General features: G+C 44.9%; 14 protein-coding genes. 13 read left to right on the top strand and 1 reads right to left on the bottom strand.

Features of this window, described 5'->3' with window-relative positions; translation table 11 throughout:
* Positions 1-32: 32 nt before the first annotated feature.
* Positions 33-851: an IclR family transcriptional regulator gene (locus B1202_RS09195; RefSeq protein ID WP_078190301.1), complete on the bottom strand. Its 819-nt coding sequence runs from the start codon at positions 849-851 to the stop codon at positions 33-35.
* A gap of 261 nt (positions 852-1,112) precedes the next feature.
* Here B1202_RS09195 and B1202_RS09190 point away from each other — a divergent pair, with 261 nt between their 5' ends.
* The 13 genes from B1202_RS09190 (at position 1,113) to B1202_RS09130 (ending at position 13,359) form a co-directional block, all read left to right on the top strand.
* On the top strand, positions 1,113-1,418 hold the full coding sequence (locus B1202_RS09190) for a non-heme iron oxygenase ferredoxin subunit (RefSeq protein WP_078190446.1): 306 nt from the start codon (positions 1,113-1,115) through the stop codon (positions 1,416-1,418).
* Positions 1,419-1,446: 28 nt separating this feature from the next.
* A complete protein-coding gene (locus B1202_RS09185; protein WP_078190300.1) occupies positions 1,447-1,746 on the top strand; it encodes a recombinase-like helix-turn-helix domain-containing protein in 300 nt (99 codons plus the stop codon).
* A gap of 15 nt (positions 1,747-1,761) precedes the next feature.
* A complete protein-coding gene (locus tag B1202_RS09180) occupies positions 1,762-2,826 on the top strand; it encodes an aromatic ring-hydroxylating oxygenase subunit alpha (RefSeq protein WP_078190299.1) in 1,065 nt (354 codons plus the stop codon).
* On the top strand, positions 2,819-3,583 hold the full coding sequence (locus tag B1202_RS09175) for an SDR family oxidoreductase (RefSeq protein ID WP_078190298.1): 765 nt from the start codon (positions 2,819-2,821) through the stop codon (positions 3,581-3,583). The genes B1202_RS09180 and B1202_RS09175 overlap by 8 nt, the downstream gene beginning before the upstream one ends.
* Positions 3,584-3,593: 10 nt before the next feature.
* On the top strand, positions 3,594-4,523 hold the full coding sequence (locus B1202_RS09170) for a VOC family protein (RefSeq protein ID WP_078190297.1): 930 nt from the start codon (positions 3,594-3,596) through the stop codon (positions 4,521-4,523).
* A gap of 25 nt (positions 4,524-4,548) precedes the next feature.
* Positions 4,549-5,757 (top strand): NAD(P)/FAD-dependent oxidoreductase, encoded by a 1,209-nt coding sequence (locus B1202_RS09165; RefSeq protein ID WP_078190296.1) that lies wholly within the window; start codon positions 4,549-4,551, stop codon positions 5,755-5,757.
* A 41-nt stretch (positions 5,758-5,798) separates the two neighbouring features.
* Positions 5,799-7,022, top strand: coding sequence for an MFS transporter (locus B1202_RS09160; protein ID WP_078190295.1), 1,224 nt, complete (start codon positions 5,799-5,801; stop codon positions 7,020-7,022).
* A 166-nt stretch (positions 7,023-7,188) separates the two neighbouring features.
* On the top strand, positions 7,189-7,710 hold the full coding sequence (locus tag B1202_RS09155) for a cupin domain-containing protein (protein ID WP_078190294.1): 522 nt from the start codon (positions 7,189-7,191) through the stop codon (positions 7,708-7,710).
* A 17-nt stretch (positions 7,711-7,727) separates the two neighbouring features.
* The gene (locus tag B1202_RS09150) at positions 7,728-8,564 is read left to right on the top strand and encodes an alpha/beta fold hydrolase (protein WP_078190293.1); all 837 of its coding nucleotides are present in this window, start codon (positions 7,728-7,730) and stop codon (positions 8,562-8,564) included.
* Positions 8,565-8,585: 21 nt separating this feature from the next.
* Positions 8,586-9,380, top strand: coding sequence for an SDR family oxidoreductase (locus B1202_RS09145; RefSeq protein ID WP_078190292.1), 795 nt, complete (start codon positions 8,586-8,588; stop codon positions 9,378-9,380).
* A 9-nt stretch (positions 9,381-9,389) separates the two neighbouring features.
* On the top strand, positions 9,390-10,181 hold the full coding sequence (locus B1202_RS09140) for an aspartate dehydrogenase (RefSeq protein ID WP_078190290.1): 792 nt from the start codon (positions 9,390-9,392) through the stop codon (positions 10,179-10,181).
* Between the two features lie 19 nt (positions 10,182-10,200).
* Positions 10,201-11,667, top strand: a complete 1,467-nt coding sequence (locus B1202_RS09135; RefSeq protein ID WP_078190288.1) for an aldehyde dehydrogenase — start codon at positions 10,201-10,203, stop codon at positions 11,665-11,667.
* A 51-nt stretch (positions 11,668-11,718) separates the two neighbouring features.
* Positions 11,719-13,359 carry a thiamine pyrophosphate-binding protein gene (locus tag B1202_RS09130; RefSeq protein WP_078190287.1) on the top strand — a complete coding sequence of 547 codons (1,641 nt, stop codon included), beginning with the start codon at positions 11,719-11,721 and terminating at the stop codon, positions 13,357-13,359.
* Positions 13,360-13,364 lie beyond the last annotated feature (5 nt).

Genomic DNA, 13,364 nt, shown 5'->3' with positions numbered 1-13,364 from the left:
TGATTTGAGATGTTTAAAGTGATTCCATCCATTTAGACGTAAATGAATTTTGAAATTTTATCGGCACATTCTATGACGGTATTGGCGACTTCTCCACGGAATTGATCTTCTGTATAAGTACTCAAAGGGCAGCTGACCGAAAGAATAGCACTCATTTTCCCACTTGCCTGACTATATATAGGTGCAGCACAAGCGGCCATATCTGTATTGAAATGCCCCCAGCTCACCATGAATGGTTGATTGCGTACTTCACGCAGTCGTTCTAATAATGCCTCAATATTACGCGGTGTACGTTCCGAAAATATTTTCCAATCTTGAATATTTTCATAACGCTTGATGACTTCAGCTTCTGACAGTTGCGACAAAATCAATTGACCAATCACCGTTGCATGGGCAGGCCAGCGTGTGCCGATATGCACGGTACTAGTAAATGGACCATTGGACTGAACATTGCTGACGAAAACAATATCTGTGCCTTCTAAGACCGATAAATGCACCGCAATTTTAACGCGGTCACGCAGTTCGCGCATGATCGGTGCAGCCAAATCGGTTAATGATGATTTAGAAAGGCTGTTAAAGCCCAGTTCCATCACATTGCTATTGAGTGCATAGGTTTTTTGCGACATTTTTCGCAGGTAGCCGCAGTGCTCCAAGGTGTGAATTAAACGAAAAGCACTGGAACGGTTTACATCAATTTTTTCCGCGATTTCAGAAATGGTCATTTCCTGATGATGCTGATCGAATAATTTTAAAATGGCTAAGCCACGAATTAAGCCCGGGACTAAATAGCGCTCGTCATTGGAAGATTCGGTTTCTTTCTCTATAGAGGCATCGTTATTAATTGAATTCATTTGCCAAGCTCATCTTTGATTAAGTTTATATAAAAATAAATAACCTATTGGGGCTATTTTAGCGGCCTAAAAATGAGATCGCAATGTTTATATATAAAACATTTATTTGTAAATAAAACATTGCAAAATGTGTTTTTTAACTATCTTGATGAAATATATAAATTTATAAAAATTGACAATTAAATTGCTCACGCATTATCCTATTCTCAATGTTTCAAATATTAAATATTGTTTTGCATATAAAACATGGAAGATGAGCATATGAACTGGATATCTGTTTGCAAAGTGAATGAAGTCGCTGATGAAGAGCCAAAAGCGGTTGAAGTCGAAGACAAAAAGATCGGTGTCTTTCTTATCGAAGAAAATTATTTCGCGGTTGAAAACGTCTGTCCGCATGCATTTGCTTTACTCACTGAAGGCTTCATTGAAGGACTGACAGTTGAGTGCCCGCTGCATGAAGCGATTTTCAACTTGGAAACAGGGGCTTTGGAAAGTGGCCCAGGTTGCAGAGATTTATGTACTTACCCAGTACGGGTTGAAAACGGTGAAGTTCAAATTCAACTCTAAGGCTGAAGGAAGAAAAGGAAATATTCACATGAAAGCATTTAACGAAAAGCTAGCTAAATGGATTAACGCAACGCCTTCGACTGACGCAGGCATTAACAATATTCAAGTTCCGGGTCAGGTTGAACATTTGGTTTGGCAAAACCGCAGCCGCGCGCCGAGCCAATATGAATTGGATTTTGTGCAGCATTTAATTCAAGCCTTCAATAACGATGTGACAGAACTGGATGCATTAACCGATGCACTGAATCAGCAAGGGTTTAGAACAGTGGCAGGAGAGGTTTGGACGACTGAGAGCTTCTCGAAAGAGATGCAGCGTCTAGGCTATTAAGAAAAGGATTTCATCATGACTGCAGAAATTAATTTAGAACAATATTTGGATCTTGGTCTGCGTGATCAATGGTATCCAGTCTTGGCAAGCTGGGAAGTAGGTTCAAATCCTGTTGGGATTACCCGTTTAGGCGAAAATATTGTGGTATGGCGCGATGAGCAAGGCGCTGTACATGCACTAGAAGACCGCTGTCCGCACCGCGGCGCACGTTTATCGCTAGGCTGGAATTTGGGTAACCGCGTTGCTTGCTGGTATCACGGTGTAGAAGTGCGTCATGACGGCGTGGTGGAAGATGTGCCAGCAGTACATGATTGCCCGCTCAAAGGGAGCGACTGCGTAAAATCATATCAAGTCAAAGAAATGAATGATGCGATCTTTATTTGGTTTGGTCTTGATGCTAATGAAGCGCCTGCAGAACTTAACTTACCCGATCAGCTGTCAAGTGATGAGTGGAGCTCATTCCTATGTATGGCAGATTGGAAAGTGAATCATCAATATGCCATTGATAACGTGATGGACCCGATGCACGGCACATACCTGCATTGCACTTCGCACTCTATGGCGGAAGGTGAACGTACAGCTGAAATGAAGCACCGCGCAACCCAAGATGGTTTCGTCTTTGAAAAAGAAGGCCAAACTGGTGTGAACTTTGACTGGGTTGAATATGGTCAAACCGGTGCGGCATGGCTACGTTTATCGATTCCTTACCGTAAGTCTTTTGGTCCTGGTGGTGAGTTTTGGATTGTCGGTTTTGCAACTCCGATTGATGCCGACAACACGCGCGTATTCTTCTGGCGCTGCCGTAAAGTGTCAGGCTGGCAGCGTAATGTTTGGCGTTTCTTGTACCGTAACCATCTTGAGCAATTGCACTGGGATGTACTGGAACAAGACCGCATTATTTTAGAAAACATGGCGCCCAATGCACGTCAACACGAATTCCTTTATCAGCACGATGTAGGCTTATCTCGCTTACGCCGCCTCATGAAAAAAGAAGCGGAAAAGCAAATCAAAAAAATCTTAGCGCTGCGTGAAGTGAAAGATGAAAACCGCATTGAAATGAAGGAAGCGTCAAATGGCTAATGTGCAGATTTTAGCCGGCAAGCGCATCTTGGTGACAGGTGCTGCGCGCGGCTTAGGACTTGATTTTGCCCAAGCGGCTGCTGAAGCAGGCGCGGCAGTGGTGATGGCTGATATCTTGGCCGATCAAGTGCATGATGAAGCGCAAAGCTTGGCGAAAAATGGCTTAAAAGTCTCATCTGTCATGATTGATTTGAGCGATAAAAATTCGATTCAAAATGCCGTACAAATTGCCGTGGGTGTTTTAGGTGGATTGGATGGTCTAATCAACTGTGCTGCCTTAGCGACAGGGGTGGGCGGTGTCGACATGATGAGCTATGACGAAGCGCTTTGGGACCGTGTGATGACGGTCAATGTCAAAGGTACATGGTTGGTTTCTCAAGCTTGCGTACCGCATTTAAAAGCGTCAGATCAGGGCAAAATTATCAATATTGCTTCAGACACAGCGCTGTGGGGCGCCCCAAAGCTGATGGCTTATGTTGCAAGTAAAGGCGCCATTATTTCGATGACCCGTTCAATGGCAAGTGAGTTAGGCCCAGACAATATCTGTGTGAATACCATCAGCCCAGGTTTAACACTGGTCGAAGCCACAGAATATGTCCCGCAATCGCGCCACGATTTGTATGTGAATGGAAGGGCCATACAGCGTCAACAGCTTCCGCAGGATGTGAACGGCACAGCGATTTATCTGCTTTCAGATTTATCGTCTTTTGTGACCGGACAGAATATTCCTGTGAATGGCGGTTTCGTATTTAATTAAGGAGCAAGACATGATTACAGGAATTGAAGTCCTTAAATTTGGTGTCGAAAACCGCCAAGAGGCAAAGACATTTTTAGCTGATTTTGGCTTAAAGTCTGTGGCAACAGATATTGATGGTACAGATTTATATCAAACGCAAAATGGCAGCAAACTCTATCTGTTTGATACCTCTGATGCACGTTTACCGCCAGCGATTGAAGCCGGTTCAACACTGCGTGAAGTAACATGGGGTGTTGAAAATGATCAAGATTTTGAAACTTTAAAAGCAAATTTAGCTAATGAGCCGGGTTTTGCAAGTTCAGCATCGCATGTGCAGTGCCGTGACCCAAATGGTATGACCATTGTGTTTGAAAAAAGCATAACGCATGCATTGCCAGAAGCAAAAACAGAAGGCATTAACCAATTTGGCAATATACAACGTGTGAATGCAGCTAGTCCTGTGTATGAAAAAGCAGAACCGGTAGCTATTGGTCATGTGGTGTTTTTCACACCAGATTTGGAAACGACACAAGCGTTTTACATTGAAAAAGTTGGCTTCCATTTATCGGATGCTTACCGTAAGCGCGGTGCATTCTTGCGCTGCCGTGGCGAAGGTTTCCATCATGATTTGTTCTTATTGTCCGTGCCGAATAAGCCAGCGGGCTTGAACCATGTGGCCTTTGTGGTCCGTGATATTCATGAAGTCATTGGCGGCGGTTTAAGCATGAACCGTCAAGACTGGTCAACCTTTATTGGCCCAGGTCGCCACCCGATTTCATCTGCATATTTTTGGTATGTGAATTCTCCATTGGGCGGTGCGTTTGAGTACTACACCAATGATGATTATTTGACAGAAGAATGGCAGCCGCGTGAAGAAGAACATAGCTTGGAATTATTTACCGAATGGGCAATTGAAGGTGGTTTGGATCATGAAACCCGCCGTCAAGTAAAGCCTGCCTAAGGTAAATGGTTATAAGGAGATCAGCATGAACAGAATAGTGATTGTCGGTGCAGGCCAAGCCGCAGGATGGGCAGTCCATACTTTACGTGGACAAGGCTTTGACGGTGAAATTCACGTGATTTCAAATGAAGAGCAGGTGTTCTATGAACGTCCGCCACTGTCAAAGCAAGTGCTGTCACAAGAAGCAGAAGTAGAAAGCTTGAATCTGTTTTCTCATGAGCAGGTGAATGATTTTTCAGTGACTTGGCATAAGCCAGATCATGCGGTCAAACTGGATAAAGCGGATAAAACCGTTCATTTGGAAAGCGGCAAAGTTTTGCCTTATGACAAATTGCTAATTGCGACGGGCAGCCGAGCGCGTATTCCTGTTTCAGCTTGGTCGAGCATGCAGAATGTTTACACCATGCGTGATATTCAAGACTGCCAAAAGCTGACAGAAAAATTTAAATCTGCAGAACATATTGCCGTGATTGGCGGTGGCTGGATTGGTCTTGAAATTGCTGCAACTGCGCGTAAGCAGGGCAAGCAGGTTGAAATTTTTGAATACGGTTCACGCCTTTGCGCACGCAGTGTCAGCCCAGAAGTTTCTGATTTTCTCAAGCACTTGCATGAAAGCAATGGTACAGCGATTCATTTAAATGCGACCAAATTGCATCTGATCGAAACAGCAGATCATCATGTTGACGTGTTTGATGCAGACATTAAATTAAAACAGTTTGATTGTGTGGTGGTCGGTGCAGGTGCAGAAATTGCAAAAGAACTGGCTGCACTGGCAGAGCTCGATGTGAAAGACGGCATCGTGGTAAATGAATATGGACAAACCTCAGATGTAGACATCTATGCTGCAGGTGATGTTGCGATTCATCCATCACTCGGTTACTGCATTCAGTCTTGGGCGAATGCGCAAAATCAGGCTATTTCTGCAGCAAAATCAATGTTGGGTGAGATGACGGCTTATCAGGATATACCTTGGTTATGGTCAGATCAGTATCAATGTAACATTCAGATTTTAGGGACATATCAGCCTGAAAAAACTCATCAGGTGGTGATCCGTAAAACTACAGAAACGCAAATCAGCTTTTTCTATTTGGATGCAAATCAACGGCTGCTGAATATGATCGCAGTAAATGATTCAAAATTAATCAAACTGGCAAAACGATGGATGGCCAGCCAGCGCGAATTGGATCCAGCTGAATTGCAAGATCCAGACTTTAATTTAATGAAATTGAAGTAAGCGTTTAAAAAATATTAGCCCATGAATGAAAGGATTTACCCATGGATAATGATGCAAAAACAGGATTAAAGCATTGGACCCCAGCGATCATTTTAATGATCTGCGTGGTACTGGCTTTCTTTGACAAAATCAGTATTGCTGTCTTGTTTTCAGATGCAACCTTCCAAAATGCGATGGGCATTGCACAGGACAAGGCAAAACTAGGCTGGCTGATGACGAGCTTTTTGCTGGCTTACGGTTTTTCGTCAATGTTCCTGAGCTTTTTAGGCGATATTTTCTGCCCTAAAAAAATGCTGTTTTGGAGTGTGGCGTCTTGGGGCCTATTGATGTTTTTGATGGGTTTTACCACAGATTATTCCACGATGATGACGCTGCGCGTACTGCTCGGTTTGGCTGAAGGTCCGTTGTTTGCTTTGGCTTATACCATTGTGAAACAAACCTATACCGACCGTCAGCAAGCGCGTGCTTCGACCATGTTCCTGCTCGGAACTCCCATTGGCGCATTCCTCGGCTTCCCGATTACTGCATTTGTTTTGGCGCACTACGACTGGCACACCACCTTCTTTGTCATGGGGGCAATGACCTTCATCGTATTGATGCTGATTGTGTATGGCCTGCGTAACTTACAGTTGAAACGCACTGTGGATTTGGAAGGTGTTGGCAAACGCGTGAATTTCAAGACGCATTTGAGCAATACCAAAACCTTGCTGGGCAATGGTTCGTTCTGGCTGCTGTGCATTTTCAATATCGCTTTGATGACCTATTTATGGGGTCTAAACAGTTGGGTGCCGTCTTATCTGATTCAAGATAAAGGCTTCAACTTAAAAGAGTTTGGTATTTATTCAAGCTTGCCATTTATTGCCATGCTGATTGGTGAAGTGGCTGGTGCATTCCTTTCAGACAAGCTAGGCAAACGTGCGATTCAGGTTAGTGGTGGTTTATTGATTGCAGGGATCTTCATGTATGTGATGGTCATTGCGAAAGATCCAATGCTGGTGATTTTAGCCATGTCTTTAAGTGCAATGGCTTGGGGCTTTGGTGTAGCGGCAGTGTTTGCACTGTTGGCACGCATTACCTCAGCAGATGTTGGTGCAACAGCAGGCGGTATTTTCAATGGTCTAGGTAATTTTGCCAGTGCAGCAGCGCCTGTGGTGATTGGTGCAATTGTGATGCAAACCGGCAGTTTCAATATTGGCATTACCTTCTTGGCAGCAGTCGCCGTGATCGGTTCCTTCTTCCTCGCGCCATTGCTGAAACGTTATTAAGGCTTGAGCCAAAGTTAAAGCCAAGTCGTGAACCCAAACTTTTATTTAACCGATACACATGACCGTCAAGACGCTTAAAGCAATTGGTGCTGACGGTAAGAACAATTTAGATCAGATCCAGCTCCACTTTTATGAAATGGCAGTGAGCTGAAATAAGGAGAGAATCATGTCTGTACAGCAATTTGAATCTTGGAAACAGCCTGAAGGTCAAACATTAGAAGACTGGATTGGCGGACGCATCGCTCGCTTTGAAACGCGTCAATACGATTATGATGCACTCAAATTCCAAGCGGATTACGACCCGAAATACCGCCGTGCGCAAATGCGTTATATGGGGACAGGTGCAACAGGCGTAGCAAATGATGTAAATACGGTGCCTGCAGAAAACTTTACCTTTTCAACTATGGTCTTGCCACCGCAATGCGAAGGCCCGCTGCATATCCATCACGATGTTGAAGAAGTGTTCTTTATGCTGCGTGGTGAAATTGATCTGTTTATTGAACATGAAGGTCAGAAGTTTTCAACTCGCTTAAAAGAACGTGACTTGATTTCAATTCCACCGGGGATTTACCGAGGTTTGTTTAACCCAGGAAATGAAGATGCCCTAATGTGCGTAATGCTCGGTACAGGCAAGCCGACGATTCCGAACTATCCGCCTGAACATCCTTTGTCTCAAATCAAGCGTTAATTTGAGGAGGAAAAGAGATGACTTTAGTTGAGCAATTGGCACAGTTTGAATTAAAAACCGTTCAGTTTGACGGTGTACAGCAATCTTACCGTGAAGCAGGCACAGGCAAAGTTCTGGTCTTGCTACATGGCATTAGTTCGGGTTCAGGTTCATGGGTCAAGCAGTTGCAAGATTTGAGTCATCATTTTCATGTGATTGCATGGGATGCACCGGGTTATGGCCAGTCTGATCCTTTAGCCGAAGAACAGCCGAATGCAGATAATTATGCACAGCGTTTAAAAGGCATGCTGTCTGCATTAGGCCTGAACTTAGGATCAGCTCAGAATCAAAACAAAATGATTTTGGTTGGTCATTCTTTAGGTGCAATGCAGGCAGCAGCCTTTAATGCACGCTATCCAGACATGGTAGATGCCGTGGTCCTTGCCAATGCAGCGCAGGGTTATAAAGGTAGTGATGCACAAAGGCAGCAGGATGTATTTGAAAAACGTCCGAAAATGCTGCAGACCTTAGGCGCATCAGGCATGGCACAGTCGCGCGGCCCGTATTTGGTGGCAAATGCTTCGGCTGAAGCACTAGCGTTAATTGATGTAGTCATGCAAAACATTCAATTAGAAGGCTTTACAGATGCATCGTACCTGTTGGCCTATGACGCGATTCAGAGCTATTTAAACCCAGAACAGCACAATGTCCATGTGATTAAAGGCATGGCGGATGGCATAACGCCTCCTCAGGATATTCAAGCATTGGCGGATCAGTTTCAGCTGAAGCCGTGTTACGACATTGCCGCTGCGGGCCACTTAAGTTATTTGGACCAAGCAGAGCAATTCAACCAAATTTTATTGTCGCTTAATTAAGCACTGATGTGAGATAGGGAAATGAGCTTCCAATTAGAAGGAAAAAAAACAGTAGTCACCGGCGGCTCGTCTGGCATTGGACTGGCAACGGTAGAGCTTTTAGTAGCGGAAGGCGCGCTTGTGGCATGGTGCGGCCGTGATGAACAGCGTTTAAATGATTCTAAAGCACTGATTTTATCGCGCTATCCAAATGCCAAAGTTTTAACTTCAACTTGCAATGTTTTAGATAAAAACGATGTCAAAAAATTTGCAGATCAGGTGCAAAACGAATTTGGCGGTGTGGACATTCTAATTAATAACGCAGGCCAAGGTCGGGTTTCGAACTTTGAAAATACTGCGGATGAAGATTGGCTTAAAGAAGTTGAATTGAAATATTTCAGTGTGCTGCATCCTATCCGCGCATTTTTGCCGGCATTGCAGCAGTCAGAGTGTGCATCGATTACCAATGTTAATTCTTTGCTGGCGTTGCAGCCTGAACCGCACATGATTGCAACTTCTTCTGCACGTGCAGCTTTGCTGAATTTAACCCATTCATTGGCGCATGAATTCTCTCAGTACAACATCCGCGTGAACTCTATTTTATTGGGCATGGTGGAATCTGCACAGTGGAAACGCCGCTTTGCTGACCGTTCTGATCAGAAGCAAACGTGGGAAGAATGGATTGGCAATATTGCAAAAAAACGCGGTATTCCAATGGAGCGGTTAGGTAAACCTGAAGAGCCCGCGCGTGCTTTGGTGTTCTTGGCATCGCCAATGGCGTCGTATACCACAGGTTCCGCAATCGATGTTTCTGGCGGCTTTAACAAGCATTTATAAGGTGGTCATATGAAACAGCTGATGATGATTGGTTTTGGCGCAATGGCCAATGAGGTTCGCAGCCATTTGCCCAAAGACCTTGAATTGAAATGGGTAGTGGTACCAGAACGCAGTATTGCCAGTGTACAGGACGCGCTTGCCGCAGATGTGCAAGTCATTTCCGATATCGACGACTGTGATGGCACGCCCGACTATGTGATTGAAGTAGCGGGTCAAGCTGCGGTGAAAGAACACGCGGCAAAAGTGCTGGAAAAAGGCTGGAATATTGGCTTGATCTCTGTAGGGACATTGGCTGACAGCGCTTTCTTTGAAGAGTTACAAAATACCGCTGAACATTCGGGCGCACACATTCATTTACTGGCAGGTGCGATTGCAGGGATTGACGGCATTTCAGCGGCCAAAGAAGGTGGCTTGGAAAAGGTCACTTATAAAGGTTGCAAAAGTCCAAACAGCTGGCGTGGCAGTTATGCAGAAAAACTCATTGATTTAGATCAAGTGACTGAAGCCACCATTTTTTATACCGGTACTGCGCGTGAAGCGGCATTGCATTTTCCAGCCAATGCCAACGTGGCTGCCACCATTGCATTGGCGGGTATCGGCATGGATGAAACCATGGTTGAGCTAACGGTCGATCCACATATTAACCAAAACAAACATACCATTATTGCCCAAGGGCGGTTTGGTCAAATGAGTATTGAAATGATTGGTGTGCCTTTGGAGAGCAATCCCAAAACATCAACATTGGCAGCATTGAGCGTGATCCGTGCATGCCGCAACAGCGTAGATGCGATTCAGATTTAAAAGGAATTTGGTGAGTGCCATGGTTAAAGAAATTTATATTGCAGGTGAATGGCGTTTAGGCCGCGGCAACGTGATTCAAAGTGTTTTTCCAGCAGACAATTCAGTCAATGCGGAAATATCTACCGCAACATTAGAAGATGTTGAAGAAGCGATTACAAAGGCCGATCAAGCATGGCGTAAGCCAGAGTGGCGTAATTCTTTGCCGCATGAGCGCGCAAAAATTTTGTACCGCGTCGCTGATATTATTGAGGCCCGAGCAGATGAATTATCTAAATTGCAAACCCGTGACAACGGCAAGCCTTTAGCGGAAACACGTGCCTTGGTCATGAGTGCAGCAGCAACGGCACGCTTTAATGCCGCAGCCTGCGAAACGTTTAATGAAGAATTGACCACGCAGCGTGCATCTGACTTTTTGACCATGAGCGTGCATGAACCTGTGGGTGTGGTAGCAGCGATTACCCCTTGGAATTCGCCAATTGCCAGTGAAGTGCAAAAATTGGCACCAGCCATTGCCGCAGGTAACGCGGTGATTTTAAAACCAGCCGAAGCGACATCATTAATTGCTTTGGAGTTGGCTAAAATCTTTGAAGAAGCAGGCTTACCAAAAGGGATTTTAAGTGTGCTGGTTGGACGCGGTTCAGTGATTGGTGATGCTATTGCTCAACATCCTTTAGTTCGAAAAATTTCCTTTACCGGCGGTACATCGACTGGCCGTCACTTGGCACATATTGCCGCAGAAAAGTTGATTACCACGTCTTTAGAGTTAGGTGGGAAATCGCCAACGATTGTATTGCCAGATGCAGATATTGAAATAGCAGCCAAAGGCATTGCTTACGGTATTTTCAGTTCGGCAGGTCAGGCGTGTATTGCAGGTTCGCGTCTATTTATTCACGCTTCCATTTATGACGAATTTTTAAAGCGTTTGGTGGAAATCACTGAAGGTTTACGTGTAGGGCATCCTGAACAGCCCAATGTGCATATGGGTTCACTCATTAACCAAAAGCATTTGGAGTCTGTGCACCGTTATGTGGAATTAGCCAAAGCTGAAGGCGGTACGGTAGTTACAGGCGGTGAAGCAATTACAGAAGGTGAATTTGCCAAGGGTAGCTTCTATAAGCCTACGATTATTACGGGTTTGAGCAACAGCGCGCAAACCTGCCAAGAAGAAATTTTTGGCCCTGTATTGGTCGTTATGCCATACGACAATGAAAAAGACTTATTTGAACAAGCCAACGATAGCTGTTTTGGTTTAGCCGCAGGCATTTGGACAGAAAGCTACCGTAAAGCATGGAAAATTGCCCGTTTACTGGAAGTCGGTACGGTGTGGATTAACACCTATAAAAAATTCTCCATCAGCGCACCATTTGGCGGCTTTAAAGACAGTGGAATTGGCCGTGAAAAAGGCCGTCTCGGTATCTTGTCGTATATGCAGCAAAAAAGTATTTATCTGGGTTTAAACGAGCAAGCCAATCCATGGTCGGACTAGCAGACTCAAAAAAATTAGTAATCAAAAATTCAAGAATTTAAGGAAAGTACAATGACTGAACGTGTAAATGTAGGCGAAGCAATCGCTCGAGTATTAGAACAGCATAATGTAGACAGCATGTATGGCGTGATTTCTATTCACAACTTGCCTATTGCAGATGCCGTAGGCCGCCGTGAAAAAATGCGCTTTGTTGCAGCGCGTGGTGAAGCAGGTTCTGTCACTATGGCAGACGCACATGCACGCTTTAAAGGTTTAGGTGTAGCGCTGACCAGTACGGGTGCAGGAGCTGGTAATGCTGTGGGCTCATTGATTGAAGCAATGAATGCGGGCAGTCCAGTGCTGCATTTAACTGGTCAAGTCGAACGTGAATATTTAGACCGCGATGCCAGCTTTATTCATGAAACCAAAGACCAGTTAACCTTCTTAAAAGCATCGAGCAAAGCGGCTTTTCGTATTACTAGTCCAGACAATGCAGTTGGTGTAATTCGTGAAGCAATCCGCGTTGCGACGACTGTGCCAATGGGTCCAGTAAGTGTAGAAATTCCAATTGATGTGCAAGCCGCTGAAATTGATTTGCCAGTGAATCTTGGCCCTGTAAAAGCCATGCAATTGCCGCAAGCGGAAGATACTGAAATTGCCATGATTGCAGATGCATTGAAGAACGCTAAGCGTCCATTGGTTTGGATTGGTGGTGGTGCGTTAAATGCAGTGGCAGAAGTGAAAGCGCTTGCAGATTTGGGTATTCCTGTGGTGTCATCAACCCATGCTCGCGGGGTGCTGGCAGATGATCATCCACGTAGTTTACGTGCATTCCATAACTCAGCAGCCGTTGAAAAGCTGATGAAAGAGGCAGACTTATTCATTGTTGCAGGCTCACGTTTACGCAGTAATGAAACCAAAACCTATTCAGTAGAGTTCCCTGAAAATATTATTCAGATTGACGCCAACCCAGTGGCGCAGCAGCGTAACTATAAGGTTTCTCAATTTGTCTGTGCAGATACCAAAGATACTTTTGCACGTGTACTCAGCGCTTTAAATGGCGTGAACAAAATTGATGCTGGCTATGATGCAGACATTAAGGCCGCTCGTGAACATGCGGTAGATGCGCTGCGTACGCAAATGGATCAATACGCATTGATTTGCGATCACTTGCGCGCTGCATTGCCTGAAGACGGGATTTTTGTTCGTGACATCACCATGTCAGGCAGTACGTGGGGCAGCCGTTTGTTCCCTGTACAAAGCCCTAATAAAAACATTCACTCATTGGCAGGTGCAATCGGCCTTGGTCTTGCACACGCAATTGGTTCATCGATTGCTAACCCAGACAAAAAAGTTGTGGGCTTAGTGGGTGATGGTGGCTTGATGCTGGGTATTGGTGAAATTGCCACCATGGCGCAAGAAAACACCGACATGGTGCTGATGATCATGAACGATGGTGGTTATGGCGTGATGCGCGGTATTCAAAATAACTACTTTGGCGGCCGTCAGTACTTCAATGAATTGCACACTCCAGACTACCGTTTATTGGGCGAGTCGATGGGCGTGAAGAGCTGGAAAGTGGGCAGTGCAGACGAATTTAAAACCGCAATTCAAGAAGCGATTGATCTGAATGGCCCAGCAGTGATTGAACTAGATATGAATGCTATTGGCCCGTTGAAATTTGCAGGTCCACCGCAGAAGAAATTGTACTAATTATT

Source organism: Acinetobacter amyesii (assembly GCF_002018365.1).
GTDB classification, from domain to species: Bacteria; Pseudomonadota; Gammaproteobacteria; order Pseudomonadales; family Moraxellaceae; genus Acinetobacter; species Acinetobacter amyesii.
This window is presented reverse-complemented; position numbering and strand designations above follow the sequence as displayed.

What these genes read in the sequence shown, in the direction of transcription:
- B1202_RS09155 (WP_078190294.1), top strand. Translation starts at nt 7,189, where the DNA reads ATGTCTGTACAGCAATTTGAATCTTGGAAACAGCCTGAAGGTCAAACA.
- B1202_RS09135 (WP_078190288.1), top strand. Translation starts at nt 10,201, where the DNA reads ATGGTTAAAGAAATTTATATTGCAGGTGAATGGCGTTTAGGCCGCGGC.
- B1202_RS09150 (WP_078190293.1), top strand. Translation starts at nt 7,728, where the DNA reads ATGACTTTAGTTGAGCAATTGGCACAGTTTGAATTAAAAACCGTTCAG.
- B1202_RS09175 (WP_078190298.1), top strand. Translation starts at nt 2,819, where the DNA reads ATGGCTAATGTGCAGATTTTAGCCGGCAAGCGCATCTTGGTGACAGGT.
- B1202_RS09130 (WP_078190287.1), top strand. Translation starts at nt 11,719, where the DNA reads ATGACTGAACGTGTAAATGTAGGCGAAGCAATCGCTCGAGTATTAGAA.
- B1202_RS09160 (WP_078190295.1), top strand. Translation starts at nt 5,799, where the DNA reads ATGGATAATGATGCAAAAACAGGATTAAAGCATTGGACCCCAGCGATC.
- B1202_RS09185 (WP_078190300.1), top strand. Translation starts at nt 1,447, where the DNA reads ATGAAAGCATTTAACGAAAAGCTAGCTAAATGGATTAACGCAACGCCT.
- B1202_RS09195 (WP_078190301.1), bottom strand. Translation starts at nt 851, where the DNA reads ATGAATTCAATTAATAACGATGCCTCTATAGAGAAAGAAACCGAATCT.
- B1202_RS09165 (WP_078190296.1), top strand. Translation starts at nt 4,549, where the DNA reads ATGAACAGAATAGTGATTGTCGGTGCAGGCCAAGCCGCAGGATGGGCA.
- B1202_RS09170 (WP_078190297.1), top strand. Translation starts at nt 3,594, where the DNA reads ATGATTACAGGAATTGAAGTCCTTAAATTTGGTGTCGAAAACCGCCAA.
- B1202_RS09180 (WP_078190299.1), top strand. Translation starts at nt 1,762, where the DNA reads ATGACTGCAGAAATTAATTTAGAACAATATTTGGATCTTGGTCTGCGT.
- B1202_RS09190 (WP_078190446.1), top strand. Translation starts at nt 1,113, where the DNA reads ATGAACTGGATATCTGTTTGCAAAGTGAATGAAGTCGCTGATGAAGAG.
- B1202_RS09140 (WP_078190290.1), top strand. Translation starts at nt 9,390, where the DNA reads ATGAAACAGCTGATGATGATTGGTTTTGGCGCAATGGCCAATGAGGTT.
- B1202_RS09145 (WP_078190292.1), top strand. Translation starts at nt 8,586, where the DNA reads ATGAGCTTCCAATTAGAAGGAAAAAAAACAGTAGTCACCGGCGGCTCG.